Raw genomic sequence first — 26,749 nt, 5'->3', positions numbered from 1 at the left:
CATGAGCGTGCCACCGACAACGCCAGCGTTGGACGACTGGACCTGGACCGCGGTTGCCCGCGATGGCGCGCCGATCAAGATTCGTCCGCTGCGTCGGGATGACGAGCAACGCGAGATTGCGTTCATCGGCTCGCTCTCGGAACGATCGCGATACTTTCGTGTGTTCACGCCGCTCAAATTTTTATCCCGGGAGCTGCTCAGCCAGTTCATGGACGTCGACTACGACCGGCGCATGGCGCTGGTTGCAACCGTCGGCGACGCAGATAAAGAACAATTCGTCGGCGTCGCACGCTACGGCTCGACCGATCGAGCCGAGCGGGCGGAGCTGGGCGTCACGGTGACCGATGCATGGCAGCGGCGGGGCATCGCCACGCTGTTGATCCGAGCACTCATGCGATTCGCACAGATGCACGGCTATCGAGAGCTGACGGGCATCGTGCTACCGGAAAACCACGCGATGTTGGCACTGGCGCGCAGTCTGGGCTTCACGATCGACTATGATCCCGCCGAGCATGCTATGAAGATCTCGCATCAGCTCGGCGACCCTGTCGCTATGACTTCCCACCGCGCATAGCTCTGACTACTTTCCCAACAGCGTCAGCCTCACGAGTGTCAACGGTGATGACCTGGTGCTGTCCCTCCGCTTCGAGTGGCACAAAATCCCGCAGCTGGGATTGCAGCACGGACTGACCGGCTTCGGAGGCATCGGCCCCACGCTCGGCTCGGGCAGCGACCCGATTCAGCAAGGTGGTCGCGTCGGCGTGACATGAGACGAATGCGCAGGTGAGGAGCATGCGCTCGGCCAGGGAGATGAAGAGTTCCCGATCGCTGGGATCGAGGAAGGCGGCGTCGACGATCACATTGAAGCCTGCTTGCAGGCAGCTCTCCGTGCAATCCATCAGTCGTGCGTAGATCCGGTGGCTCTTCTCAGGCGCGTAGTTGCCTTGTTTGATGCCGGCCACAGCAGTGGACGCGCCGAGCAGGCGCTTTCTTTCCACGTCAGAGCGGATGCGAAGTGCATGCAACGGCGCGACCAACTGTTCGCTCAACCACGATTTACCGGAGCCGGACACGCCGTGCATCAGCAGCAGAATGGGCCTCGGCCGCTGCGTCAGTTCGACGGCTGTGCGTACCCGGCGGCGCATGCGATCTGTGTAATGCTCGACCAGGTGAGGCGATTGTTGGGCGGCGAGGGCGTCGACCTTCGCCCTCACCAAGGCCCGATACACGGCGTAGAACGGCAACAGACGAACGCCCTCATAGTCGCCGGTGATCTCCAGATAGCGGCTCAGCAGCGCGGCGGCGAGATCTTCACGGCGGTGGCTGTGCAGGTCCATGATCAGAAAAGCGATGTCGTTCATGACATCGATACGCCGCAGCTGCGGGTCGAAGTCGATACAGTCGAACGGCACCAGGCGACCGTCGAATCGCACGATATTCGCGGCGTGCAGGTCGCCGTGGCAGTCCCGAATGCGACGATTGCGGGCGCGCTGCTCGAAAGTTGCCTCGTGTGCGTCGATCGCTTTACGCGTCCAATCCCACAACAACTGCAGGTCGGGAGTCGTCCGGTTCTGCTCGGTGTATTCCAGCAGTTGCTCCAGGTTGTCGAGGACGGTGTCGTACAGACGCTGTGTGGCTTCCGCCGCAGGTGTTCCGGAGAACTCAGGCGTCCTCAGGTGAAAGTCGGCCAGGGTTTCACCGAGCTGCAGTATTTCCGATAGCGATACGTCGCCGCGCGCCAGCAGCGCCGATAGCTCCGCGTCCGAAGCAAACTGTTTCAGACAAACCGCGTACTCGATGGCTGCGCCCGCGCCGTCGACGCACGCCTGACCGTCGCGGCGGGTAATCGGCACGACTCGCAGATAGAGCTCCGGCGCCAGACGCCGGTTCAGTCGCAGTTCTTCGTCACAGTAGTGCCGCCGACGTTCGAGCGTCGACGTGTCGATGAAATCGAGCTTCACCGGTTTCTTGATCTTGTAGGCAAGCGACCCGGTGAGGATGACCCACGAAATATGAGTTTCCACCAGGCGCAGCTCGCCGACCTCGTGCGGGAACGCCGAGGGGACCAGCAGTTCCTCGATCCGCAATGGCGTGACCATAGATATTCACCCTAGTTCATCTCGCGCGGCCCGGCACTCGGCGGGATCACCTATGGTCTACGGCCAACCCCGCATGGCGAGCGGCCCGCCAAGCCACGACGATCATCGGGTCTCATTGGCAGCATGACGCGATCACGGGAGTGCGTGTTCCATGAATACCGATAGCATGGCTCTGGAACAAATCAAGGCCCGGCTGCTGGCCCGGCGCGCCGAGCTGCAACAACGTAAACATCGGGTCGGCCGGGACCTGTCGCGGCAACTGGAGCCGCTCAGCAGCGATTCCAGCGATCGCGCCATTCAACTGGAGAACGATGAGTCGCTGCAGGCCATCGGTCAGGCAGCCGTCAACGAGATCGAGGATATCGATGTCGCGCTGGATCGCATGGCGCGCGGCCTGTACGGCTTCTGCAAATCATGCGGAGAGGAGATCTCCGCCGCGAGGCTCGCCGCCGTGCCTCAGGCGTCGATGTGCCAATACTGTGGCCAGCGTTGATGCGTGCAACACTGCTAAAGCTTTCGATGGTGATCGCGGCGCTGCTCGCGAATCCTGTTGTTGGCCAGGAGCTACGCAGCACCGAGATCATCGAGCGCGCGCTGAGGGCAAAGCCGGATATGGAGGCTGGGAAGCGGATATATCGCGAGCACTGCAGCGCGTGCCACGGAGCGAACGCGTATGGGAACGCCGACGAGGTGATCCCGTCACTCGCCGGGCAGCTCCCCATCTATGTGATCAAACAGCTGGTGGATCTGGCCGAGGGGGCGCGCACGTCAGCTGACATGCATCGGATCGCGGCGAAACAGCCGGTGAGCACGCCGCAAGGCTTGAGTGACATCGCGGCCTATCTCGGAACACTCGACCCCAATCCCAAGCCGCAAACCGGCGACGGCTCGCAACTGGCAATGGGCAAGCGTTATTACCAGGGCTTGTGCGCCTACTGTCATGGCGCTCAAGGCGGAGGAAACGAAGCCCGCGCCACTCCCGCATTACGCCGGCAGCACTATTCATATCTGCTGATGCAGATGCGCGACTTGTCGGCTGAGCATCGCTATAGCGTCGACCTGGAGATCGTGGATACGCTGCAGCGACTTTCCTATGACCAGCTCAGCGCCATCGCAGACTATGCGTCGCGTCTGCCGATGGCTGGCGACGTTCTGGCCAACTTCGAACAAGACGCACCGAAACCGGCGCGCTCGACACCTCCATGACTAAACGTATCCTGATCATCGATGGTCACCCGGACCCGGCAGGCGAGCGGCTGGTGCATGCGCTGGCCCAGGCCTATCGGGAGGGCGCCGAGTTCGGCATGCACGAGGTGATGACGTTGCGAGTGGCGGATCTTTCATTCCCGCTGCTGCGGACCCAGGCCGACTATGAGAAGGGCGAACCGTCGCAGCCCATCCGCGATTGTCAGTCCATGCTGGACTGGGCCACGCATGTGGTCATCGTGTATCCGCTGTGGCTGGGTTCGATGCCCGCGATGCTCAAGGCCCTACTCGAACAAATATTGCGGCCCGGCTTTGCATTCAGCACCAGGCAGCAGGGGCGGTGGCCCGTGAAACTGCAGTCCGGCAAAAGCGCGCGCATCGTGATCACGATGGGGATGCCTGGCTGGCTGTATCGCTGGTATTTTCGCGCTCACAGCTTGCGCAGCCTGCAAAGGAACATTCTGCACTTCGTCGGTTTCCGGCGGGTGCGCGCCACATTGATCGGTAACGTGGCGAACTTGTCCAGTGCGCAACGACATGCCTGCTTACAACGGATGCGGCGGCTCGGCCAGCGCGCGGCCTGACTTCCCATCAATCGTCTACGACTGCTGAGCGCTGGCCAGCAACTTCTCCAGACGCGCATCGTGGCCATAGAGATCGGGCGAAAACATCACACCGCGTGACACCGTGGCTGCAGCGGTCGCGTAGAAAACGATGACGCGCACTGGTGCGTTGAGCTTTATGCGTCGTGGCTGCGTGCCGCATAAAGCAGTTTCGACGGCCTCTGCGTCCCAGTTGCCGGGGGCGTTGACGAGCACGTATTGGGCCAACGCCGCAGGATCGCTGACCCGGATGCAGCCGTGACTGAAGGCGCGTTGAGGGAACGCGAACAGGTCGGGCTCCGCGGTTCCATGCAAGCGGACCGAGTAGGGATTGGGCAGCACGAACTTGACGGGTCCGAGTGCGTTATCAGGCCCGGGCCGTTGTCGCAGCCGCAACTGGCCCGCCGCCAACGCCTCGATGGCCGCTGGCGTGGGCGGTTGAACGCGGGCGTCATCGCCGCCGCCGCGTACGATCTCGAAATGATTGCGCTCCAGATACCGTACATCCTTGCGGATCTTCGGCAGCAACTCGTTACGCATGATGCTCGACGGCACGTCCCAATAGGGATTGAAAACCACTTCTTCGATCGCGGCGGTGAAGACTGGCGTGCGGTGCTTTGGACGACCGACGATCACCGTCATCTCGAGCAACTGCTCGTCGGGGCGTGACGGCCGAGGCAGCGCATACAGCATGAACTGAGGGATGTTGATGACAACCTCGGGCCGCGGCAGCGCGCTCAGCCAGCGCCAACGTTCCATGGACAGCTCGATCTGTCGCACGCGCTGGCGCAGCGGGACATTCAAAGCCGCCAACGTTTGTTTTCCGAGCACGCCATCGGGCGCCAGACCGTGCCGGCTCTGAAAACGTTTCAGCGCCTCCACCAGGGCAGCATCGAGAGTGGCGGAGTCTGCATCGGCTTCGATCGCTGCCAGATCGCCAAGGGCGAGCAACTGGCGGCGCAACTGCATCGCGCCGGCATATTCATCGCCAGCTCGCAGGCTCCCGCCGGAAAGCGGCGGCAGGGGCCGATTCGTCCGGTGCTCGGCGAGTCGTCGATATCGGGACAATGTTTGTTTCAAGAGGCGATAGGGAACCGGGCGCGGCTCCAGCGACGCCAATTCGGCATCGACGCTTTTCGAGGAGGCGAGCCGCCGGGCGGCTGCCGCCGCGTCGGCGGTGTCAGTCACGGCGGGTAAGTCGAAACCCGCCGCACGGGCGCTTACCCGGCCGTAGCGCAGATGAGTGACGAACCGGGCAGTGAGGTTGGACAGATCGGCATCGTATCGCGTCAGCACCTGCGCATCGGCGTCGCCACGGGTCACTGACTGCAGCTCAGAGCCGGACAAAGTACTTCCGTACGCGGCGGACGGCAGCCCGTGCTGCTCGGCTTCGCTCAGCACTCGTCGCATTTCTTCCGCTTGCGCCGTGGGCCGGCCGTTCTTTACCCAAAGCAACGGCTCGGCAGTGGCCGCCGCCACAGCAAACAATGCACCGATCGCGACGATTCCCAGGCGAATCTGACGTGTCACCGCGGCTCTCTGCAGGCTGCTCCGAGGCGCCAAGTGTCGCAGTGCGCGTGGATCTGCTCATCCGGAGATCCGCTGAGACGATCGCGACAAGTCGCGGCGCGGCTCGCAAGGATCACGTAGCGCTTACGGCGTTCCCCGAATGGTGAGCGTTCCTGCGTGAGCCAACCATTCGGCTCGCTGATCGTCGGACCACACTCATCGGAGACGCGACATGAACATCACACGTTGGGAACCCTTCCGCGAAGTCGAGGATATGTTTCGGCAATATTCGCCTTTCTTCTCGCGCGCCATGCGCCGCTTCGAAGCCGACGAGGGAGGTTGGCGCCCGGTCGCCGACATCAGCGAGACCGATACCGAATATCTGATCAAGGCCGAACTGCCCGAAGTGAAAAAGGAGGACGTGAAGGTCACCTTCGAGCAGGGTCTGCTGACCATCTCCGGCGAGCGTCGTCAGGAAAAGAAGCAGAAGGACGAGAACCAGATCCGCGTGGAAAGCTTCTACGGTTCTTTCTCCCGCAGCTTCTCGTTGCCCGACAATATCGACGCCAAGACCATTCAGGCCGAGTGCAAGGAGGGCGTGCTGCGCGTTCGCATCCCCAAGACCACACCGACCAAGCCCGAGCAGCCCATTGCCGTCGAAGTGAAATGATTCATTGCGTCGGCAGGCGGAGCCGGCCGCCTGCCGCCCACAGGAGGAGATGTCATGAGCTCGCAACCGAAGAGCCTACGCGAGGCACAGGCCGGCACGGTTGTGCCGAAGGCCAGGACTCGACGCAAACAGCAGGTCGATCACGCGGAGATCGTCCGTATGGCTGAAGCTGAAGCGGCAAGCCGTGCGGCCGAGCGACGAGAGATGATTGCAATCGCCGCTTATCTCCGGGCGGAAAAGCGTGGTTTCGAGCCGGGGCATGAGCTCGAAGATTGGTACGCGGCCGAGATGGAAGTTGCCGAAGCCCAGCAGCGCAGCTTTGCTTAGGGAATCAGGACTGCTGCGCCGCTGAGCGCGCCGGCGCGCAGTCGCGCCAGTGCTTCGTTGGCGCGAGCCAGCGGCATGGTCTCAATCTGCGGCCGGATGCCGATCTCGGCCGCGAGCGCCAGAAACTCCGCGCCGTCTCGACGCGTCAAATTGGCGACCGATTGAATCGACCGCTCGCCCCAGAGCAACGAGTAGGGCAGCGAGGGAATGTCGCTCATATGAATGCCGCCGCAGATCACGGCGCCGCCTTTGCGCACCGCCTGCAACGCCGCCGGAACCAGTGAGCCCACTGGCGCGAAAATGATGGCGGCATCGAGGAGCACTGGAGGGCGATCGCCACTGCTTCCGGCCCAACGCGCGCCGAGTTGCAGGGCGAACTGTTGGGCGACGACATCGCCCGGCCGTGTGAACGCATAGACGCTCTGGCCCTTGTGGCTCGCGACTTGAGCCACCAGATGGGCAGCAGCGCCGAACCCATATATTCCCAAATGCCGCGCGTGTTCCGCCATTCGCCAGGATCGATAACCGATCAGTCCCGCGCACAGCAACGGTGCGGCGTGCGCGTCATCCAGAGCCGTGGGCAGTTCGAAACAATAGCGCGCGTTCGCCACGGCATGCTCGGCGTAACCGCCATCGAGCTGATATCCGGTGAACGCCGCCCTGTCACAAAGATTCTCCTGGCCGCTCACACAGAACTGACAGGTCCCACAGGTGTAACCGAGCCAGGGGACGCCCAGTCTCGTGCCGGGACTGAAGTGCGCGCCCTCACCGCAAGCGACCACCGTGCCCACGATCTCGTGGCCAGGCACGACAGGCATCCGCGGCTCCGGCAGCTCGCCTTCGATCAGATGTAAGTCCGTGCGGCAAACGCCACAGGCGCTCACTTTCAGTAAGACCTGGCCCGCCCCCGGGTCGGGGACTGGCCGTCGTTCCAGCACCAATGTTTCTCCGGGACGATGCAGCCGCATGCAAATGGAGTGTTCGACAGCCATGGTTGCAGTCTCCACGCACGTGGGCGAAGGCATCACCCTGGGGTTGTGCGGGTAGTTTAGGGGGAACCACCGGTACCGGTGCTGTCCGGCCCGGATGAGACTCGTAGCGGATCATTGGCGCTAAACCATCGAGGATGGATCATGAACCCGGTCCGCAATATTCTGGCGATCGTCGATCCCACGGCGCAACAACAACCGGCGGTTGCCAAAGGCGCGTTACTGGCGGAAAAGTTCGGCGCGCGCCTCGATCTCTTCATTTGTGACACCAAGGCAGCGCGAAACATGCGGCTGGCGCAGCTTCTGCCAGAGTTGCCGCAAGCGCCATCCCAACCGACACTCGCATCCTGGCTCGAGTCCCTCGCCGAGCCGCTGCGGCGTCGAGGTCTGGATGTAACGACGGAAGTCGTGGCCGCGGATCCGCTGCACACCGCGTTGGTCGATCGAGTCAAACATACGTGCGCGGAGCTGGTGATCAAGGATACTCACCATCACACGATCGCGCAGCGCACGTTCTTGACCAATACGGATTGGGAGCTCATTCGTGGCTGCCCGGTTCCGTTGCTGCTGGTGAAGCCTGCGCCCTGGTCGCAGGCGCACCGCATCGGCGCGGCGCTCGATCCAGGCCACATGGATGACAAGCCGAGATTCCTGGATCGGTGCATCCTGGATGAAGCCACCAGATTTGCACAGGCTCTCGGCGGCGAGGTGCACGCCATTCACGCTTACATTCCCGCCGCCATGATCGCGGCGGCCACGGTGTCCGTGCCGCCGCTGGTGATAGATATTCCCGCCGAGGCTCTGTCGGAGGAACGCAAGGAAAAACTCAAGGAGCTCACCGCGCTCACGTCCGACTATCGGCTGCCAGAGACACACATTCATCTGGAAGCAGGCGGAGTCATCGAGGTGCTCTGCCGTCTCGCGCGCCAATGCGAAATCGACATCATGGCGATGGGCGCAATTTCGCGGCGAGGGCTGAAGCGGCTACTGATCGGCACCATGGCGGAGTCCGTGCTGGAACAACTGCCGTGCGACATGCTGGTCGTGAAGAGCCCGAACTTCGCGGAGCTGCTGGTCCTGTAACTTGAGGTGATGGGCGATAGAGAGCGAGTCCCGCGATGGTCGATGAATTCATATACGAGCCGCGGGTGGCGTATTTCTCGATGGAGATCGCGCTCCGCAACGAGATCCCGACATATGCCGGCGGCCTCGGGATTCTGGCGGGCGACACGATGCGATCCGCCGCGGACCTTGGCCTGCCCCTCGTTGCCGTGAGTTTGGTGAGTCGTTCGGGCTATTTCCGTCAGCAGATCGATGCGCAGGGCCGGCAGGTCGATCGGCCCGATCCTTGGGAGCCGGGCAACTGGGCCCGAGCGCTGGAAGCGAAGGTGGCGGTGTCCATCGAAAAGCGCCTGGTGTGGGTGAGCGCCTGGTTGTATGTGCTCGAAAGCAAGTGGGGCGCGCGCGAGCCCGTGCTGCTGCTCGACACGGACCTGCCGGAGAACGCGGCCGAGGATCGACAGATCACTCACTATTTGTATGGCGGCGACGAGTCGTACCGCCTCAAGCAGGAGATCGTGCTCGGGATCGGCGGAGTGCGGCTGCTGCACGCGCTGGGATTTCAGATCCGGCAATATCACATGAACGAGGGCCACAGCGCCTTGCTCGGCCTCGAGCTGCTGAGGCGACATGCGTATCCGCCGGAAGATCTGCGGGCCGGAGAGTGTCGCTACGACATTCCGCCGGTGCGCGCCCAATGCCGGTTCACCACGCACACGCCGGTCGACGCGGGACACGATCGCTTCAGCTACGATCTGGTCGCCCACATGCTCGGCGCCGAGTTCGTCGAGCTCGGCACACTCAAGCGTCTCGCTGGAGACAGCGACTTGAACATGACGCGGCTCGCGCTCAATCTCAGCGAGTACGTCAACGGCGTCGCCGAGCGGCACGCCGAGGTCTCCAGACGAATGTTTCCTGGCTACCGGGTCCACGCGATCACCAACGGCGTCCATCCGTTCACCTGGACCAGCGAAAGCTTCCGTCAACTCTACAATCGTTACATCCCGAGCTGGTGTCACGAGCCGGAACTGCTGGTGAGGGCGGATGGGGCGATCCCCGACGACGAGGTATGGAACGCGCACCTTCAGACAAAGCAACAACTGCTCGACTACATTCGAACGAACACCGGCAAGGCGCTCGACCCGCGCTTGCCGGTACTGGGCTTCGCGCGGCGAATGACTGCCTATAAGCGGCCGGACCTGCTGTTCAACGATCTGCAGCGGCTCAAAGCCATCGCACGCCGTCAGCCGTTTCACATCGTGCTGGCCGGCAAAGCTCATCCCCGCGACGACGGCGGCAAACGGTTGATCGAGACCATTCATCGTTGTCTGCAGGACGTAGCCGACGTGATCCAGGCCGTCTATCTGCCGAACTACGATTTCGCATTGGCGCGTTTGCTGGTGGCGGGCGCGGATGTCTGGTTGAACACGCCGCTGCCGCCGTTCGAGGCGTCGGGCACCAGCGGCATGAAGGCGGCTTTCAACGGCGTGCCGAACCTGTCGGTGCTCGATGGCTGGTGGGTGGAAGGCTGCATCGAGGGAGCCACTGGTTGGGCGGTGCGGACCTCCGGCGTCGCCGACGGCGACGCGGGTTCGTTATACGACAAGCTGCAAAGCGCCGTGTTGCCTCTGTATTACGCCGACGATCGCACCGGCTGGCTCCGGATCATGAAGGGGGCCATCAGCAAGAACGCATCCTACTTCAACAGTCATCGCATGATGCGCCGGTACGCGACCGAGGCGTATCTCCGTTGAGGCGCATGTACGCCGCCGACGACAGCACCGTTGGGTTGGGCACTTCGCAGAAGCTGGCTGCGCTATGCAACGTTGCGTCGTATCCGGTGCCGGCGGCGTCGGTGGAGCTGATCGAAACGCATTTCGCCTGGGTATTTCTGGTCGGCGAGCATGCGTACAAAATGAAAAAGCCGGCTGCGTATCCGTTGCTGGACCTGCGCTCCGTCGAGGACCGCCATCGCAACTGCCTGGATGAGGTATGTCTGAATCGGCGTCTCGCGCCTGATGTTTATCTCGGAGCCGTGCCACTGATCCTCGATGAGCAGGGTGAGCTCAGAGTCGGGGGCAAGGGGAGCGTGGTCGATTGGCTGGTGTGGATGAAACGACTGCCTTCGCACTGCATGCTCGATCGCGCGATCGTCGACAAGACAGTCACGCCAGCGGCGCTCGCCGCGGTTGGATCGCTGCTCGCGCAATTCTACGAGCGACAGCAACGATATTTCATGCCAGCGGATTACTACGTCTCCCGGCTGCGTGAGCGGACAGCAACGGAGCGCCAGACTTTGCTGGCTCCGGAGTTGAACCTGAATCCGACGAGGGTCACCACGGCGGTTGCGAGCGTCGATGCAGCGCTCGAGTCCTTACAACTCGAATTGGGATCCCGGGCGGTGGAGGGGAGGGTCGTGGAGTGTCACGGCGATCTGCGGCCCGAGCACATCTGTCTCGCGCCGCCTTGTGTCATCGACTCGCTGGAGTTCTCGCGTGAACTGCGCACGCTGGATCCGGCCGAAGAGCTCGCGTTCCTGCGCCTGGAATGCGATGTGGCTGGCGCGCCTGAGGTGGCCGATCAGGTCGTGACCGCTTATCAGAATGTCTCTGGCGACGTGTTCTCGCGCTCCTTGCTCGACGTCTATCTGGGTTGCCGGGCGCTGGTGCGCGCCAAGATCCTCGCCTGGCACGTCCTGGATCCAACGGTCGCGTCGCTTGCTCCGTGGACCGAGAAAGCGCGTGCATACATCGAGTTGGCCGGGCGCTACGCGAGATCGGCGGTCGCTCCGATCTAGTGTTCGACTGCCACCCGATGGGGTTTGGCCCGGGACTGAGCGATCAGCGCGGCAACCTCGCTATCGTCCGTCTGCTCGAAGTCGCGATACCACTGGCCGACCGATTGAAACAGATTGGGCTCGAGCGCGCACACGACTTCATCCGCCTCGGCGCGCATTTGGCGCAGGGCCTCGGAGGATGCGACGGGAACCGCGGCTATCACGCGAGCCGCGCCCAGTTTTCGAGCGGCTCGGATGGCTGCTCGCATCGATGCGCCCGTCGCCGATCCATCGTCGACGAGAATCACAGCGCGTCCCTTGAGAGCCAATGGCAGGCGATCGTTGCGGTACAGCCGTTCGCGATGCTGCAGTTCGTGACTCTGGTGTTGTAGCTCGGTGCGCAGCTGGACCGCATCGCAGAGTAGTGGCGCCACGTCCTCGTTGAGGATGGAAATGCCGCCGGACGCGATGGCCCCAATCGCAAGCTCGGGCTGGCCAGGCGCCCGCAATTTGCGCACCACCATCACGTCCAGCGGCAAGTGGAGTGCTCTTGCCACCTCGAAGGCGACTGGCACGCCACCGCGGGGCAGCCCCAGAACGATGGCATCCTCACGTTCGAAGTAGGCGGCCAACAACGCGGCAAGCGTCTGGCCCGCGTCGATTCGGTCTCTGAAGTCGCTCATAGCTGCCGCTTCCGGAAAAACCTGTCCTTTATCTACGCGTCCGGCCGGCCCGGCGCCCTCCGCGATATCCCCTGTCCACTGCCGGAAGTTCCGGAATGCGACCAAGCTCGCGCCCGCGCACATTGAGAAAAGGGAGGTCATGGATGTCTACGCAAGCTGCCGATATCGATGCGCAGTTGGTCTTGCAGGCGCGTGAGCTGAGCAAGATCTACGGCAGTGGCGAAGTCGAAGTCCAGGCGCTGCGTGGGGTGAATCTGGACCTTGCCTCTGGAGAGCTGATCGTCCTGCTCGGCGCGTCCGGCAGCGGCAAATCGACGCTCCTCAATATCCTCGGCGGCCTGGATACGCCGACCAGCGGGGAGGTTCGCTTTCTCGGTGAGCCCATCACTGCGTTCGACGATGCTGCGCTCACGCGTTATCGCCGGGAGCACGTCGGGTTCGTGTTCCAGTTTTATAACCTGATTCCCAGCCTGACGGCGCTCGAGAACGTCGCGTTGGTCACTGAGATCGCAAGACGCCCCATGCCGCCGGAAGACGCTCTGCAGCTGGTCGGGCTCGGCGCGCGCTTACATCACTTTCCCGCACAGCTCTCTGGCGGCGAGCAGCAGCGCGTAGCCATCGCGCGCGCCATCGCGAAGCGGCCCGATCTCTTGTTGTGCGATGAGCCGACCGGCGCGCTCGACAGTCCCACCGCGGTACTCGTCCTCGAGGCCATCGAACGCATTCATGCCGAGCTCGGCACCACGACGGCGCTCATCACCCACAACTCGGTCATCGCGGAGATGGCGAGCCGCGTCCTCTACATGCGCGACGGTCAGATTCATCATGAGGTTCGAAACACGACACGCCGCGCCGCCAAGGAGCTGTCGTGGTGACCAGCGCGCTCAACAAGAAGCTCTGGCGCGATCTATGGCGCATGCGAGGGCAGGTGCTTGCGATCGGTTTGATCATGGCCTCGGGCATTGGCGTGCTGGTCATGGGCCTTTCCACCGTCGAGGCTCTCGATGAGACGGCTCGCGCATACTACGAGCGGTATCGCTTTGCTCACGTGTTTGCACGAGTCAAGCGTGCGCCGACTCGGCTACTTGCGGACATCGCAGCGCTTCCGGGGGTGCAGACAGTCGAAGGACGGGTCGTCGAGGGCGCCATTCTCGACATCGAAGGCTTCAACGAGCCGGTCGTGGGGCAGCTGGTTTCACTACCATCTCTGACGACTTCACGATTGAACCTGCTGATGTTGCGCAGCGGACGGATGCCGGCGGCGAACTCCGACGATGAGGTCCTGATCTCCGAGCCGTTCGCGCGCGCGCAGTCGTTATATGCCGGCGATACGATCAAGGCTGTGCTGAACGGCACCTGGCGCGAGCTGAGGGTGGTGGGTACGGCATTGTCTCCCGAATTCGTCTATGCGATCGGCCCGGGGGCGCTGATGCCAGATGACAGGCGTTTCGGTGTGCTGTGGCTGCCGGAGCTTGCCTTGCAAGCCGCGTTCGACCTCGAAGGCGCTTTCAACGATGTGAGCGTCAGTCTTCTGCGCGGCGCTCGCACGCAGGATGTCATCGAGGCCATGGATCGGATTCTCGATCGCTACGGCGGAATCGGCGCTTACGAGCGCGCCGATCAGCTCTCGAACTGGTTCCTGATGAACGAGATCAAGCAGCTGCGGACCTTGTCCCGGATTCTGCCCACCGTGTTCCTGCTGGTCGCGGCCTTTCTGACCAACATGGTGCTGGCGCGCCTGATCGCGCTCGAACGCAGCGAGATCGGTCTGCTGAAAGCGTTCGGGTACACGCGAGGGCAGATCGCCTGGCAATACACCAAGTTCGTGCTGGCGATCGGCGCCTTCGGCGTGGTGCTGGGCTGGGTGGCCGGCTACTGGCTCGGTTGGTATGAAACGAATCTGTACGGCGAGTTCTATCACTTTCCTTTCCTGCTGTATCGACCGGCGCCCACGGCGTTCGTGATTGCGGCGCTGATCGGCTTTGGCGCCGCCTTGCTAGGCGCATTGCGCACGGTGTACTCAGCGGCGTCGCTGCCGCCGGCGGAATCGATGCGTCCACCCGCGCCGCCGATGTTCCGTCAGCTGGGCATCGCCCGATATGCCTTTGCGCAGCGGCTGGAGCAGCTGACACGAATCATCATTCGTCAAGTCTGGCGCTGGCCGGTCCGGACCCTGACTACGTGCGGCGGCATTGCCATGGCCGTGGCCGTGCTCATCACCTCGTTTCAGTGGCTGGACGCCATCGATCACATGGTCGATGTGTATTTCCGGCAGGCCCAATCTCAGGATGTGACCATGATCTTCGCCGAGCCGCGCTCGATCGAAGTCGCTCACGATGTGGCGCGCCTTCCCGGCGTGCGAGTCGTCGAGCCGATGCGCGTCGTCCCGGCGAAGCTGCGATACGGATGGCGCGAGCAGCGCGAGTCGCTGCAGGCGCTGCCCATGCAGCAACGCTTGTATCGAGTGTATGACTCGAACGGCAAGGCCCTGACGTTGCCGCCGCAAGGGCTGATGATCTCCTCGATGCTCGCCGAGATGCTGCAGGTAGAGATCGGCGACCGGGTTACGGTGGAGATCCTCGAAGGTCGCCGCGAGGTGCTGCAGATTCCGGTGGCGGGCACGTTCGAAACATATATCGGCTCACCGGCCTACATCGAGGAGCGGGCGCTGGCGCGCCTGCTTCGGGAATCGCAGACGGTGTCCGCCATGCATCTGCGGGTGGATTCACTGCAGCTGCCAGCGCTGCTGGCGGAATTGAAGACTCTGCCCAGGTTGAGCGCGGTGTCGCTGCGGGCGGCGAACATTCAGATGTTCGATGAAACCATGGCGCGCACGCTCATGATATTCGTCTCGTTCTTCATCGTGTTCTCGGGCGCGCTGTCGGTCGGGGTCACATACAACGCCGCCCGCATTGCTCTGTCGGAGCGGGGGCGAGAGTTTGCCACGCTGCGCGTCCTAGGGTTCACGCGAGCGGAGATCTCATATCTGTTGCTGGGTGAGATCGCTTTGCTCGCTGCACTTGCCTTGCCGCTCGGCTGTTTCATCGGCCGCATGCTGGCGCGGCTGATCGTTGCCGGATTCAAAACGGAACTGTACCGGGTGCCGTTTGTGCTGGACGGTTCCAGCTACGCGTGGGCCATGATCATTACCATTGCATCGGCGGCGCTGTCGGCGGTGCTGGTCCGCCGTCGCCTGGATCGCCTCGACCTCATCGCTGTACTCAAGACTCGCGAATAACCCATGGCAGCCACCAACGTTCGCCGAATGATCATCTGGGCGCCGCTCGTTCTTCTGCTGGTGGCGGCGTTGCTGTGGCTGTTCCGGCCCAAACCAGTCGCCGTCGACGTTTCCGAAGTGCGGCAGGCGGCTCTGCAAGTCACCATCAGCGATGAAGGCGAGGCGCGCGTACGCGACGTGTTCGTGGTGTCCGCGCCGGTGGCCGGGTTGATGCGCAGAGTGGAGCTGAAGGCGGGCGATCATGTGATCCCGAACCAAACCGTGATCGCGCGGTTGGAGCCGTCGGTGCCGATGTTTCTCGATGAGCGTTCGCTTGCCGAGGCGCGCGCAGGCGTCGATGCCGCCGATGCAGCCACCAAGTTCGCCAAAGCGCAGTTGGGGCGCGCGGAAGCAGAGCGAGACTTCGCGCAATCGGAGTTGCGGCGGCTGCGTGCGTTGGCGAGCAGGCAGAGCATTTCGCAGAACGATCTCGATTCAGCCGAGCGCCGCGCGAAGACAGCGATCGCGGCAGTGGCAGAAGCCAACGCAAGCCTGCGTATGCGAGAGTCCGAGTATGCACAGGCGCGGGCGCGGCTGCTGAATCCCACCAAAGTCACCAAGGCGGCCAAGGATTGCGACTGCGTCATCGTCCACTCACCGGTGTCCGGATCGGTGCTGCGCGTGTTACAGGAGAGCGAGATGGTCGTGGCCGCGGGCACGCCGATCCTGGAGATTGGCGATCCGGCCAACATGGAGATTCAAGTGGATCTGTTGTCCGAAGAGGCAGTCCGCGTGCGCGCCGGTCAGCGAGTGCTCGTGAAGGGCTGGGGCGGCCCGGGCGCGCTCGCCGGGGTGGTGAGACGCGTGGAGCCGTTTGCCTACACCAAAGTATCGGCGCTCGGCATCGAGGAACAGCGCGTGAACGTGCTGATCGACCTGACCGAGCCGCGCGAGCGCTGGCGCCGGTTGGGTCATGGCTATCGTGTGCAGCCGAGCATCGTCGTGTGGGAAAGCGACAGGGCGGTTCAAGTGCCGCAGCCGGCGCTGTTTCGAGATGGAGAGCGCTGGGCTGTGTTCGTGGTCGAGAACGATATCGCGCGCTTACGTCACGTCGCGGTCGGGCAATACAACGATACGCACGTGGAAGTCGCGAGCGGCCTCACGACCGGTGAGCGCATCGTCTTGCATCCCAACGATCGGATCGGGGAGGGAACGCGGCTGGTCGCGCGGAGCGGCGCCTGACGGACGACCGACGATCAGGCCGTGCGCTGTGCTTTCAGCAGCTCGTCCATCAGCGTGAGCAGTTCCTCTGCATCGATGGGTTTGCTGGCCAGGCGCAGCTGGCGATCGCTCGGCAGCTTTCGCATGGCGGTGGAAGTGTCGCCGGTCACCAGGATCGCCGGAATATTTCGAGACAGTTGCTCGCGGACGCCGGCGATGACATTCAATCCGGTCTGATCTTCCTTAAGGTGATAATCGCTGACCAGTAAGTCGATGTCGGGATGGTCGCGACCGCGCTGAAGGGCTTCGTCACGGCTGCTGGCCGCGATGACTTGATAGCCTTCCAGTTCCAGCAGGAGTCGCGTCGCGTGCAGCACGCTGGGTTCGTCTTCGGTCACCAGAATCTTGCCGCTCGGTGCGTGCCGCACGAGCTGAGCACCGGATCCGGAGGTATGCACGGAGCTGTCCTGCTCCGTTTGCTGGACGCGCGGCAACTCGAGCATGAAAGCGGAGCCCTTGCCCACTTCCGATTCCACCTGGATGCGCAAGCCGAGCAGCCTGGCGATTCGCTGCACGATCGCGAGGCCTAGCCCATAACCTTCGCGCGTCGTATTCCTGGCGACGCCGACCTGGAAGAATTCATCGAAGATATAAGCGAGCTGGTCCTCGGGAATGCCGACGCCCGTATCCCGGACCTCGACGCGCACGCCGGTCGCGGTTCGGCTCGCCCGCAGTGTCACGGCGCCGGAGCTGGTGTACTTGATGGCGTTGGACATCAGATTGCGTAGCAGTTGTTCTAGCAGGGAATGATCGGTGCAGGTATGTAGGGTCGTGGGCTCCACGATCAGAGTGAGACCTTTGGACCGGGCGGCGGTGGAGAATTCGGTGCTCAGCAGCTCGAACAACTGTTGAATCGGGAATTCCGAGAGCTGCGGTTTCACGGCGCCCGATTCGAGTTTGCTGATGTCGAGCAGGGCGCTGAGCAGGCGTTTCATCGCGTCGATGGAGCGGCCCTGTTGAGTGAGCACCTCGCGACTGTTGTCAGGCAGGTTCATCCGGCAGAGAGTGCCGTGCAGCATCGAGAGCGCTTGCAGGGGCTGGCGCAGGTCGTGACTCGCCGTTGCCAGAAAACGACTCTTGCTCAGGTTGGCGCGATCGGCTTCTTCACGTGCCAGATCGGCGGCCTCGCGGGCGTTGATGAGTTCCTGTTCGACCCGTTTACGATCGGTGACATCGCGAATGGCAGCGGCTGCCATCCCATCGCGCAGCGGACTCAGACTGATCTCCAGCGGAAACTCGCTACCATCCGAGCGACGGCCCAGCAACTCGAGCCCCGCGCCCATCGGCCGGGTCCGCGGATCTTCCCTGAAATTGCGACGATGGCTCGCATGTCGAGCGCGGAAGCGCTCGGGCAGCAGCAGGTCGACGCTGCGATCGACGATGTCTTCGCGGGAGTAGCCAAACAGGTCGGTGACCCGCTGATTTGCGTACAGAATCTGCCCCGAGGCGTCGACGATCAACATGGCGTCGGGGGCGAACTCGACCAGGTCTGCGAGCAACGGCTGGTGGATGGTCATCGGCTCGTCTCCTGCGGCGGCGAGCCGGCAGGCATGAATCCCACGGCAGATCATACAACCATCGCCACTTGTATCAATTGTTAAGTCCTTGTCGTCAGCGCGCCCTGACGCTGTTTTGACCGGAAAGTCGTGCACACGGCGTCTCTCATGCGGGTTACGCGACTCCCCGCAGTGCTTCCGAGGAGTTCCGCATGGGATCCGTCTCCGGTCGGCGGGACAGTAGCAGCGGGTTGGTGGAGGAGTGGCGATGCAGCCTGCAAACACCGCCGTTGGGCATTCGGGGCCGATCGAGAAGTCCTTGGGCACGGCTCGCGCGGCGAACTTGTGGGACTACGGGGCGATGTACCGGCATTTCTCGTGGGACCGGTTGCGCGCCGAGTTGTTCGATCGTAACGACGACAAGATGAACATGGCGATGCTGGCCATCGACCGGCATGCCAAGCTCACGCCCAATAAACTCGCATTGCGTTTCGTCGATGCGCAGTTCGCGCGCACCGAGCTGACGTACGACGCGCTATTACGCAGCGCGAATCGTTTCGCCAATCTGCTGCGCTTGTCGAGCATCGAGCCCGGAACGGTGGTCGCATCGTTATTGGGCCGCTGTCCCGAGTTGTATGCGACAGTGCTCGGTACGCTGAAATGTGGCGCGGTGTTCACGCCGCTGTTCTCAGCCTTCGGGCCGGAGCCGGTGCGGTCGCGACTTGAATTAGCCAGTGCTCGAGTGCTGGTGACGACGCAGAATCTGTATGAACGCAAGGTCGCGCCCATCCGGAATACCCTGCCGTCCTTGCAACACGTTTTTCTGGTGCGTGAGGAAGCAGAAGGGGAACTGCCGTTCGGCACGCAGGATCTCGCACAAGCGCTGTCCGGCCTCTCTGAAACGTTCGAAACGGTTCCCCTGAGTCCCGACACGCCGGCGCTGTTGCATTTCACCAGTGGCACGACGGGCAAGCCCAAGGGCGTGGTGCACGTTCACGACGCTGTGATCGCCCATCACTCGAGCGCCAGGCTCGCCCTCGATCTGCGTCCCGGGGACGTGTTCTGGTGCACGGCCGATCCTGGCTGGGTGACGGGTATTTCCTATGGCGTGATCGCACCGTTGAGCTGTGGCGTCACCTTGCTGGTGGATCGCGAAGAGCTGGACGTCGAGCGCTGGTATCGGTTGCTGGCGGAGAACCAGGTCAATGTCTGGTACACGGCGCCCACTGCCATTCGTATGCTGATGAAGGCGGGCCGCGAGCCAGTGAAGCAGCACAAATACCCGGCTCTGCGGCTGATCGCGAGCGTTGGCGAACCGCTCAATCCCGAAGCGGTCATGTGGGGCATGGAGGCGTTTGAAATGCCCGTGCACGACACGTGGTGGCAGACGGAGACCGGCGCCATCATGATCGCGAACCTCCTTTCGCAGACCGTGTGGCCCGGCGCCATGGGACTCGCGATGCCCGGCGTTCACGCCGAGATCGGACGCCGTCGCGACGATGGAACGGTCGAGATTCTGGGCCCCGATGTGGTGGGCGAGATCGTGCTGCGACCGGGCTGGCCGTCGATGTTCGCTGCCTATCTGAACAACGAGCAGCGGTATCGCGAGAGCTTCGCGAACGGCTGGTACTTCTCGGGCGATCAGGCGTATCGCGACCAGCGGGGCTACTTCTGGTTCGTCGGCCGCAGCGACGACATCATCAAATCCTCGGGGCATCTGATCAGCCCGTTCGAAGTCGAATGCGCCCTGAACCAGCACCCGGCAGTGATGCAATCGGCGGTCATCGGCTTGCCCGATCCGGTCGCAGGCCAGATCGTGCAAGCAGTCATCGAGCTGAAGCCCGATTACGCCGTCGATGACGAACTGCGACGCTCCATCACGGCGCACGGCCGACGGCTGCTCGGAGCCGCGATTGCGCCACGAGGCATCGATTTCGTCGTCTCGTTGCCTCGCACCCGGAGCGGCAAAATCATGCGACGACTGTTGCGCGCGCGAGCGTTGGGACAGCCCGAAGGCGATCTCTCCACATTGGAGCCAACCTCGTGAGCGCACTTCCGACTCGAGAGCACGGATTGCATCTGCTTGCCGAGATGTTGCGCATCCGATGTTTCGAAGATCGCTGCGCCGAGCTGTATAGCGCCGGCAAGATCCGCGGCTTCTTGCATCTGTACAACGGCGAAGAAGGCGTCGCGGTTGGTGTCATGCAAGCACTTCGGTCCGAAGACGACATCGCCGGCACGTATCGCGAGCACGGGCATGCCATCGCGCGAGGCATTCCGATGCGCTCCATCATGGCGGAGCTCTACGGCAAGCTCGAAGGTTGTTGCCGAGGGCGGGGCGGATCGATGCATATCTTCGATCGGGAGCGGCGCTTCTACGGCGGCAACGCCATCGTGGGCGGCTGCCTGCCGCTGGCGGTGGGCCTTGCGTTGGGAGCACGGCTGACGGGCCGCAACGCCGTCGTCGTATGTTTCTTCGGCGAAGGCGCGATGGCCGAGGGCGAGTTTCACGAATCCATGAATCTCGCCTCGCTGTGGCGCCTGCCGGCGCTGTTCGTGTGCGAGAACAACTACTACGCCATGGGCACGGCGTTGGACCGTTCGGAAGCGGAAACGAATCTCGTGACCAAGCTCTCCAGCTATCGCATGCGCGCCGAGAGCGTCGATGGCATGGACGTCCTTGCGGTCGAAGCACGGGCCCGCGAGTTGGTCGACTACGTGCGCAACGAACGGTCGCCCGCCTTCCTCGAAGCGCGTACGTACCGCTTTCGCGCCCATTCGATGTATGACCCGCAGCTCTATCGTAGTAAGGCCGAGGTGAAGGAGTGGGAGAGCAAAGGCCCCATCATCGGTCTGACGCAGCGATTGAAGGCTGCGAATCTGATGAGCGAAGCAGACTTCCTGCAGCTGCAACGGGCCGCGAACGCCGAGGTCGACGAAGCAGTGGCGTTTGCCGAGCACGGATCGTTAGAGCGCGTGGAGGACCTCACACGCTTCCTATACGCGGAGCAGCCGGCATGAGCGCACTGCCTGGCACGGTCCACACGATGACGTATCGTGAGGCCCTGCGACAAGGATTGCGCTCGGTCTTGCTGACCCAACCGGATGTCTTCGTGATCGGTGAGGACATCGGCAAGTACGGCGGCTGTTTCGCAGTCACCAAGGGCTTGCTGGAGGAATTCGGCGAGCAGCGCATCCGTGATGCTCCGCTCTCCGAGTCCGCCTTCGTAGGCGCCGGCATCGGTGCGGCGCTGGCCGGCATGCGGCCGGTCGTGGAGATCATGACGGTCAACTTCAGCCTGCTCGCGCTCGATCAGATATTGAATACGGCGGCGACATTGAGTCACATGTCAGGGGGCCAGTGCGCGGTTCCGCTCATCATCCGCATGGCCACCGGCGCGGGCCGGCAAGTCGCTGCTCAGCACTCGCACAGCCTGGAAGGTTGGTATAGCCACATTCCGGGGCTGCGCATCGTCACGCCGGCGACCATCGACGATGCTGCCGGGATGCTTCGAGCGGCGCTCGCGTTTCGCGATCCGGTGATCATTTTCGAGCACATGAATCTGTATAACCTACAGGGCGAGCTGACGGCCGAGGCCGAACGGGCCGACATCGAACGTGCAGCCGTGCGTCGCGCGGGTCGTGATATCTCGCTCATCACATACGGCGCCTCACTCTATAAATGTCTTGCCGCCGCCGAGCGGCTGTCAGCTCGAGGGGTCGATGCGGAAGTGATCGATCTGCGCGTCCTGCGCCCGCTGGATGAGCAGACGTTTCTTGCGTCCGTGCGGAAGACCCATCGCGCCCTCATCGTCGATGAGGGCTGGCGCAGCGTCGGTGTGGCCGCGGAGGTCGGCATGAGAATCATGGAGCAGGCGTTCTACGAGCTCGACGCGCCGGTCGAGCGTATCTGCGGTGTGGAAGTGCCGATTCCCTACGCCAAGCACATGGAGGAGGCGGCACTGCCTCAGATCGAGCAGATCGTGTCGCTCGCAGCCTCGATGGTGAAGCATGCCGGGTGAGTTCCGCATGCCCTCGCTCGGGCCCGACATGGAAGCCGGGACCTTGTTGCAATGGCGCATCAAGCCGGGCGACGCCGTCAAGCGTGGCGATATCGTTGCGCTGGTGGAAACGGACAAGGGCATCATCGACGTTGAGATCTTCTCGGATGGCGTGGTCGATAAATTGCTCGTTTCCGAAGGCGCGCGCGTGGCGGTAGGCACAGTGCTCGCGCAGTTGAATGGTGGCGCGGCGCCGGCCCACGAGATCATTGAAGCTGTGCCGACTCCACCAGTCACTCCGCCAACGCCGGCGACGTCAGCGCCATCAGTGACATCGGTCAGCGCTGCGCCGGCGCCTGAATCACATCGCCGCAAGATTTCTCCCGCCGCGCGCGCGCGTGCCCGCGAGTTGGGCGTCGATCTGGATCGAGTGGCGGGGACGGGGATGGGGCATGCCATCACTATCGAGGATGTGCTGAAGGCGGCACAGGCGGCCAAGCCCGCCGTTGCCGAGCCCGCACACGACATGCGACAGATCATCGCGCGTGCAATGTCTCGTTCGAAACGGGAGATTCCTCATTACTATCTGTCGCTGGTGTGCAGCTTCGCGAAGGCTCGGGACTTTCTGGATCGGTATAACGCGACGGTCGATATCGAATCGCGGTTGCTACCGGCGGCCGTGCTGCTCAAGGCTGTCGCGCAGTCCGCGAAGGCTATGCCCGATTTCAACGGGTTCTACAAAGCAGATGCATTCAAGGCTTCGAGCGATGTGCATCTCGGCGTGGCCATCGCTATGCGCGGCGGCCGCCTCGTCGCCCCGGCCATTCTCGATGCGGACCAGAAGTCTCTTCCTTTGATCATGACCGAGCTGCGTGACCTCGCTACGCGCGTGCGCGCCGGTCACATGCGCTCGAGCGAGCTGTCGATGCCGACCATCACGGTCACGAGCTTCGCCGAGGAGGACGTGGACTTCGTGATTCCCGTGATCTATCCGCCACAGGTCGCGATCGTCGGGATCGGCTCCGTTCGCGAGCGGCCCTGGGTGGTCGACGGGCAGGTGAGGGCGGAGCTCACCGTGCCGATTTCGCTGGCCGCCGATCACCGCGTCACCGATGGGCGAGCCGGTTCGCGTTTCCTGGCGACGATCCGTAACGCCCTGCAGGCGCCGGAGCAGCTATGAATGCCTCCGCGATAGAGCAAAAGGTACTGCAGGTGTTTCTGCAGGTCGCGCCAGACGTCGATCCTTCGCGCCTGAAGCGCGACGTGCCCTTCCGGGATCAGTTCGACTTCGACTCCATGGACACGCTGAACTTCGCCATCGGCTTGCACAAGCAGTTCGGCATCGAGATACCCGAGACGCAGTACCGGGAGCTGGCGAGCCTGGCCAAGGCGGCGGCGTTCGTCAGCGCCGAAGTTCAGCGGCGCGCTCAGCCGTAGGTGAGGATCAGGTCCGCCGCCTTCTCGGCGATCATGATCGTGGGCGCGTTGGTGTTGCCGCTGACGATCTTCGGCATGATGGAGGCGTCGATCACGCGCAGTCCGGAGATTCCTCTGACGCGCAGCGTTGCGTCGACGACCGCGCTGGAGTCGCCGCCCATGCGGCAAGTGCCGACCGGGTGATATACGGTTTCCGCCTTGTGGCGGATGAAGCGCGTCAGCTCCGTGTCGCTGCCGTCGGTGATGCCTGGAAGTATCTCTTCGCCGCGCAGCTCGTCGAACGCTTGCGATCGCAGTATCTGACGGGAGAAGCGCAGCGCTTCCAGCATGACCTGCATGTCACGCGAATCGTGCAGATAGTTGGCGTAGATCAGGGGCGCCTCGTCGGGACGGTTCGAGCGCAGCCCGATGCGACCGCGGCTGCGAGGGTGCAGGTGACAGGCGTGCAGCGTGAAGCCGTGTCCGGGAAGACGATTGCGCCCGTGATCGTCCAGTTGCGCCGGAACGAAGTGCATCTGAATGTCGGGCCTGTCGCGAGCCGCGCTGGAGCTGCACGCGAAGGCGCCGGCCTCGGCGATGTTCGATACGCCAGCGCCTCGTTTCTTCAGCCAGTACTGAAACAGCACTCGCAGTTCCTGCAGCCGGTTGAAGTCGTAGGTGACCGGCCGGGTGCTCTTGTAGAGAGTGCAGATATCGAGATGATCCTGCAGATTTTCGCCGACCGAAGGCTGATCGAGGATCACATCGAGGCCGAGGCTGCGCAAATGATCCGCCGGGCCGATGCCAGACAACATCAACAATTGCGGTGAGTTGACCGTTCCGGCGCTCAACAGCACCTCGCTTTCGCAGAAGGCGGTATAACGCCTGGAGCCGATGCGGTAATCCACGCCCACTACGCGCCGGCGGTCTATCAACAAGCGCTCGACTAGTGCATGCGTGAGTATTGTGAGATTCGGCCGTTTACGCGCCGCTCTTAGATATGCCGTGGCGGCGCTGCATCGCCTGCCGCCACGCTGCGTGACCTGATAGTAACCGGCGCCTTCCTGCCGCTCGCCGTTGAAGTCGTCATTGCGAGGCAGGCCGCTGGCCACGGCGGCGGCGACAAACGTATCCGTAAGCGGGTTGCGCGAGCGCAGGTTCTCAACCCACATAGGGCCACTGCCGCCGTGATATCTGGATGCGCCGTGTTGCTGATGCTCCGCCTTGCGGAAGAACGGCAGGACATCGTCGTAGCCCCAGCCGATCGCACCGTCGCGAGCCCAATCGTCGTAGTCCTCGGGCTGACCGCGCACATAACACATCGCATTGATCGAACTGCAGCCGCCGAGGACCTTGCCGCGAGGCCAGTACAGCCGGCGGTTCTCCAACTCGGGCTCCGGCTCGGTGTAATAGTTCCAGTTGATACGGCGGTTGTGCACCAGCTGAGCCAGTCCCGCCGGCATGTGAATGAACGGATTCACGTCACGACCGCCGGCTTCGAGTAACAACACGCGGCGATGCGATTGAGCCGACAGACGCCGGGCGAGCACGCAGCCTGCGCTGCCTGCGCCGATGATGATGAAGTCGTAGGTGGCGGTTGCGGACATGGCGTGGCTCACGGCGGCGCGGCTCGACGGTTATAACACCCGCAGGCGCTCGCGTCGTTCTGGATCGCGATCGATCTGCGCGCGATCCATTCAATGATCAGCGGTGCCGGTTGCGCCATGGGACTCCTTGCTCGCTTCCTCGACCAGAGCCCGGCGCAGGATCTTGCCGATGTTGGTCTTCGGCAGCGTCGCACGGAACTCCACGTATTTGGGCACCTTGTAGGGCGTCAGTCGCTCGCGACAGAACTCGATGATCTGCTCCGTGCTCAGCGTCGATTCCGTCACGACGAACGCTTTCACCGCCTGTCCGGAGCGATCGTCGGGGACGCCGATGCAGCCGGCCTCGACGATCGCTTCGTGCATGGTCAGCACCGCCTCGATCTCGTTCGGGAACACTTTGAAGCCGGACACGATGATCATGTCCTTCTTGCGGTCCACGATGTGAACGAAGCCGTCCTCATCCAGCGTGGCGACATCGCCGGTGCGCAGCCAGCCGTCTTTATCGAGGCACTGCGCGGTCTCTTCCGGCATATTCCAATACCCGCGCATGACCTGCGGGCCTCGTACATGTAGCTCGCCCGGCTGCCCGGGATCCACTTCGCGACCCTCGTCGCGAATCGATATTTCGGTCGACGGCAGCGGCACCCCGACGCTGCCCAGACGCGAGGCTTCGGGCAGATTGCAGGCGACGACCGGAGACGCTTCGGTGAGCCCATAGCCCTCGATGAGCGTGTTGCCAGTGAGCTTGCGCCAGCGTTCGGCCACGTCCGGATGCAGCGCCATGCCGCCCGCGACGGACATTCTCAGTTTCGAGAAGTTCACGTGAGCCAGGCGAGGATGCGCCAGCAGCGCGTTGTACAGCGTGTTCACGCCGGTGATCATGGTGAAGCGCCAACGCGCCAGTTCGGCGACGAAGCTCGGAATGTCGCGCGGATTCGTGATGAGCACGTTCAGCCCGCCGTGCTTGAAGAACGTCAGGCAATTGCACGTCAAACAAAAGACGTGATACAGCGGCAGCGGGGTGATGACGATCTCGGCGCCATCGTGAATGTACGAGCGCCACAGCGTGGACACTTGTTCCAGATTCGCCATGAGATTGCGATGCGAAAGCATCGCGCCCTTGGCGACGCCGGTCGTGCCGCCGGTGTATTGCAGGAATGCCAGATCGTCGGCCGCGATCGAAGGCGGAGTGAACGTCAGGCGGGCGCCAGTCTCCAACGCCTGCCGGAACGAAATCGCCTGCGGGATGTGATATTCCGGCACCAGCCGTTTCAGATGCCGGGCGGCCCAGCTGAGGGCGGTGCCCTTGGGAAACCGCAGCAGGTCGCCCAGTTCGGTCGTGACGACGGTGCGCACATTCGTATTCGGCAGCACACGCTCGACCACGTGCGCAAAGTTGGCCAGCACCACGATGCACGCCGCTCCCGAGTCGCGCAGCTGATGCTCCAGCTCCCGCGGCGTATATAGCGGATTGGTGTTGACGACGACGAGTCCCGCTCGCAAGGCGCCGAACATCGCGACCGGATACTGCAGAACGTTCGGCAGCATCAAGGCGATGCGATCGCCCTTGTGAAAGCCATGCGCTCTCAGCCAGGCGGCGAACGCCCGCGAACGCTGTTCCAGCTCCGAGCAAGTGAGCGTCGTTCCCCAGTTGTGGAACGCCGGACGAGTCGCATAACGCACGCAGCTGGCCAGAAACATATCGATCAGCGTTGCGTTCGGGTCCAGCTCGATCTCGGCGGGCGTGCCCGGTGGATAATGTTTGAGCCATGGCTTGTTCATCGCGAGCCCCCCGAAATTTGCGATCCCGG

At 63.0% G+C, this 26,749-nt stretch carries 24 protein-coding genes; 17 read left to right on the top strand and 7 right to left on the bottom strand.

From position 1 onward, the window contains the following. Position 1: 1 nt before the first annotated feature. Positions 2 to 574, top strand: coding sequence for a GNAT family N-acetyltransferase (locus VGD45_RS08000; protein WP_331154754.1), 573 nt, complete (start codon positions 2 to 4; stop codon positions 572 to 574). On the opposite strand, the gene VGD45_RS07995 is transcribed toward VGD45_RS08000, so the two are convergent. After that, positions 552 to 2,099 carry an AAA family ATPase gene (locus tag VGD45_RS07995; protein ID WP_331154753.1) on the bottom strand — a complete coding sequence of 516 codons (1,548 nt, stop codon included), beginning with the start codon at positions 2,097 to 2,099 and terminating at the stop codon, positions 552 to 554. The two genes, VGD45_RS08000 and VGD45_RS07995, sit on opposite strands and share 23 nt — an antisense overlap. Before the next feature lie 151 nt (positions 2,100 to 2,250). Between VGD45_RS07995 and VGD45_RS07990 the strand changes: the two genes are divergently transcribed. The 3 genes from VGD45_RS07990 to VGD45_RS07980 are packed head-to-tail and all read left to right on the top strand — an operon-like array spanning position 2,251 to position 3,889. Continuing rightward, a complete protein-coding gene (locus tag VGD45_RS07990; RefSeq protein ID WP_331154752.1) occupies positions 2,251 to 2,592 on the top strand; it encodes a TraR/DksA family transcriptional regulator in 342 nt (113 codons plus the stop codon). Further along, positions 2,592 to 3,305, top strand: a complete 714-nt coding sequence (locus tag VGD45_RS07985; RefSeq protein WP_331154751.1) for a c-type cytochrome — start codon at positions 2,592 to 2,594, stop codon at positions 3,303 to 3,305. The genes VGD45_RS07990 and VGD45_RS07985 overlap by 1 nt, the downstream gene beginning before the upstream one ends. Next, entirely contained in the window at positions 3,302 to 3,889 is a 588-nt protein-coding gene (locus tag VGD45_RS07980) for an NAD(P)H-dependent oxidoreductase (RefSeq protein WP_331154750.1), read from the top strand. The genes VGD45_RS07985 and VGD45_RS07980 overlap by 4 nt, the downstream gene beginning before the upstream one ends. A gap of 15 nt (positions 3,890 to 3,904) precedes the next feature. Here VGD45_RS07980 and VGD45_RS07975 read toward each other — a convergent pair whose 3' ends face one another. Next, positions 3,905 to 5,437, bottom strand: a complete 1,533-nt coding sequence (locus VGD45_RS07975; protein WP_331154749.1) for a L,D-transpeptidase family protein — start codon at positions 5,435 to 5,437, stop codon at positions 3,905 to 3,907. Positions 5,438 to 5,648: 211 nt separating this feature from the next. On the opposite strand from VGD45_RS07975, the gene VGD45_RS07970 reads away from it, so the two are divergent. After that, positions 5,649 to 6,086, top strand: coding sequence for an Hsp20/alpha crystallin family protein (locus tag VGD45_RS07970; protein WP_331154748.1), 438 nt, complete (start codon positions 5,649 to 5,651; stop codon positions 6,084 to 6,086). A 54-nt stretch (positions 6,087 to 6,140) separates the two neighbouring features. Next, on the top strand, positions 6,141 to 6,413 hold the full coding sequence (locus VGD45_RS07965) for a DUF2934 domain-containing protein (RefSeq protein ID WP_331154747.1): 273 nt from the start codon (positions 6,141 to 6,143) through the stop codon (positions 6,411 to 6,413). Here VGD45_RS07965 and VGD45_RS07960 read toward each other — a convergent pair. Then, entirely contained in the window at positions 6,410 to 7,405 is a 996-nt protein-coding gene (locus VGD45_RS07960; RefSeq protein WP_331154746.1) for a zinc-dependent alcohol dehydrogenase family protein, read from the bottom strand. The genes VGD45_RS07965 and VGD45_RS07960 overlap by 4 nt on opposite strands. Before the next feature lie 141 nt (positions 7,406 to 7,546). Between VGD45_RS07960 and VGD45_RS07955 the strand changes: the two genes are divergently transcribed. Genes VGD45_RS07955 through VGD45_RS07945 form a run of 3 tightly spaced genes read left to right on the top strand, consistent with a single transcriptional unit; the run spans position 7,547 to position 11,258 of the window. Next, positions 7,547 to 8,485, top strand: a complete 939-nt coding sequence (locus tag VGD45_RS07955) for a universal stress protein (RefSeq protein ID WP_331154745.1) — start codon at positions 7,547 to 7,549, stop codon at positions 8,483 to 8,485. A gap of 35 nt (positions 8,486 to 8,520) precedes the next feature. After that, a complete protein-coding gene (gene glgP, locus VGD45_RS07950) occupies positions 8,521 to 10,215 on the top strand; it encodes an alpha-glucan family phosphorylase (protein WP_331154744.1) in 1,695 nt (564 codons plus the stop codon). Between the two features lie 5 nt (positions 10,216 to 10,220). Next, complete coding sequence (locus tag VGD45_RS07945) at positions 10,221 to 11,258, top strand: hypothetical protein (RefSeq protein ID WP_331154743.1); 1,038 nt, start codon at positions 10,221 to 10,223, stop codon at positions 11,256 to 11,258. Here VGD45_RS07945 and VGD45_RS07940 read toward each other — a convergent pair. Continuing rightward, on the bottom strand, positions 11,255 to 11,920 hold the full coding sequence (locus VGD45_RS07940; RefSeq protein WP_331154742.1) for a phosphoribosyltransferase: 666 nt from the start codon (positions 11,918 to 11,920) through the stop codon (positions 11,255 to 11,257). The two genes, VGD45_RS07945 and VGD45_RS07940, sit on opposite strands and share 4 nt — an antisense overlap. A 143-nt stretch (positions 11,921 to 12,063) precedes the next feature. On the opposite strand from VGD45_RS07940, the gene VGD45_RS07935 reads away from it, so the two are divergent. Genes VGD45_RS07935 through VGD45_RS07925 form a run of 3 tightly spaced genes read left to right on the top strand, consistent with a single transcriptional unit; the run spans position 12,064 to position 16,379 of the window. Then, positions 12,064 to 12,795, top strand: a complete 732-nt coding sequence (locus VGD45_RS07935) for an ABC transporter ATP-binding protein (RefSeq protein ID WP_331154741.1) — start codon at positions 12,064 to 12,066, stop codon at positions 12,793 to 12,795. Next, on the top strand, positions 12,792 to 15,158 hold the full coding sequence (locus tag VGD45_RS07930; RefSeq protein ID WP_331154740.1) for an ABC transporter permease: 2,367 nt from the start codon (positions 12,792 to 12,794) through the stop codon (positions 15,156 to 15,158). The genes VGD45_RS07935 and VGD45_RS07930 overlap by 4 nt, the downstream gene beginning before the upstream one ends. A gap of 3 nt (positions 15,159 to 15,161) precedes the next feature. Further along, positions 15,162 to 16,379 (top strand): efflux RND transporter periplasmic adaptor subunit, encoded by a 1,218-nt coding sequence (locus tag VGD45_RS07925; protein ID WP_331154739.1) that lies wholly within the window; start codon positions 15,162 to 15,164, stop codon positions 16,377 to 16,379. Positions 16,380 to 16,393: 14 nt separating this feature from the next. On the opposite strand, the gene VGD45_RS07920 is transcribed toward VGD45_RS07925, so the two are convergent. After that, positions 16,394 to 17,935: an ATP-binding protein gene (locus VGD45_RS07920; protein WP_331154738.1), complete on the bottom strand. Its 1,542-nt coding sequence runs from the start codon at positions 17,933 to 17,935 to the stop codon at positions 16,394 to 16,396. Positions 17,936 to 18,182: 247 nt separating this feature from the next. Between VGD45_RS07920 and acsA the strand changes: the two genes are divergently transcribed. The 5 genes from acsA to VGD45_RS07895 are packed head-to-tail and all read left to right on the top strand — an operon-like array spanning position 18,183 to position 23,352. Next, complete coding sequence (gene acsA, locus VGD45_RS07915) at positions 18,183 to 19,961, top strand: acetate--CoA ligase (protein WP_331154737.1); 1,779 nt, start codon at positions 18,183 to 18,185, stop codon at positions 19,959 to 19,961. A gap of 44 nt (positions 19,962 to 20,005) precedes the next feature. Beyond that, positions 20,006 to 20,935, top strand: a complete 930-nt coding sequence (pdhA, locus tag VGD45_RS07910) for a pyruvate dehydrogenase (acetyl-transferring) E1 component subunit alpha (RefSeq protein ID WP_349263238.1) — start codon at positions 20,006 to 20,008, stop codon at positions 20,933 to 20,935. Continuing rightward, positions 20,932 to 21,936: a pyruvate dehydrogenase complex E1 component subunit beta gene (locus VGD45_RS07905; protein WP_331154735.1), complete on the top strand. Its 1,005-nt coding sequence runs from the start codon at positions 20,932 to 20,934 to the stop codon at positions 21,934 to 21,936. The genes pdhA and VGD45_RS07905 overlap by 4 nt, the downstream gene beginning before the upstream one ends. A gap of 7 nt (positions 21,937 to 21,943) precedes the next feature. Then, the gene (locus VGD45_RS07900; protein ID WP_331154734.1) at positions 21,944 to 23,095 is read left to right on the top strand and encodes a dihydrolipoamide acetyltransferase family protein; all 1,152 of its coding nucleotides are present in this window, start codon (positions 21,944 to 21,946) and stop codon (positions 23,093 to 23,095) included. Beyond that, positions 23,092 to 23,352, top strand: a complete 261-nt coding sequence (locus tag VGD45_RS07895) for an acyl carrier protein (protein ID WP_331154733.1) — start codon at positions 23,092 to 23,094, stop codon at positions 23,350 to 23,352. Before VGD45_RS07900 ends, VGD45_RS07895 begins: the two co-directional genes overlap by 4 nt. Here the strand turns inward: VGD45_RS07895 and VGD45_RS07890 are convergent. Beyond that, the gene (locus tag VGD45_RS07890; protein WP_331154732.1) at positions 23,343 to 24,938 is read right to left on the bottom strand and encodes a choline dehydrogenase; all 1,596 of its coding nucleotides are present in this window, start codon (positions 24,936 to 24,938) and stop codon (positions 23,343 to 23,345) included. The genes VGD45_RS07895 and VGD45_RS07890 overlap by 10 nt on opposite strands. Before the next feature lie 90 nt (positions 24,939 to 25,028). Then, a complete protein-coding gene (locus VGD45_RS07885; RefSeq protein ID WP_331154731.1) occupies positions 25,029 to 26,720 on the bottom strand; it encodes an AMP-binding protein in 1,692 nt (563 codons plus the stop codon). Positions 26,721 to 26,749: the final 29 nt, after the last annotated feature.

This window comes from Steroidobacter sp. (assembly GCF_036402275.1).
GTDB lineage: Bacteria > Pseudomonadota > Gammaproteobacteria > Steroidobacterales > Steroidobacteraceae > Steroidobacter.
The sequence above is the reverse complement of the archived record's forward strand: the minus strand, read 5'-3'. Positions and strand labels throughout refer to the sequence as shown.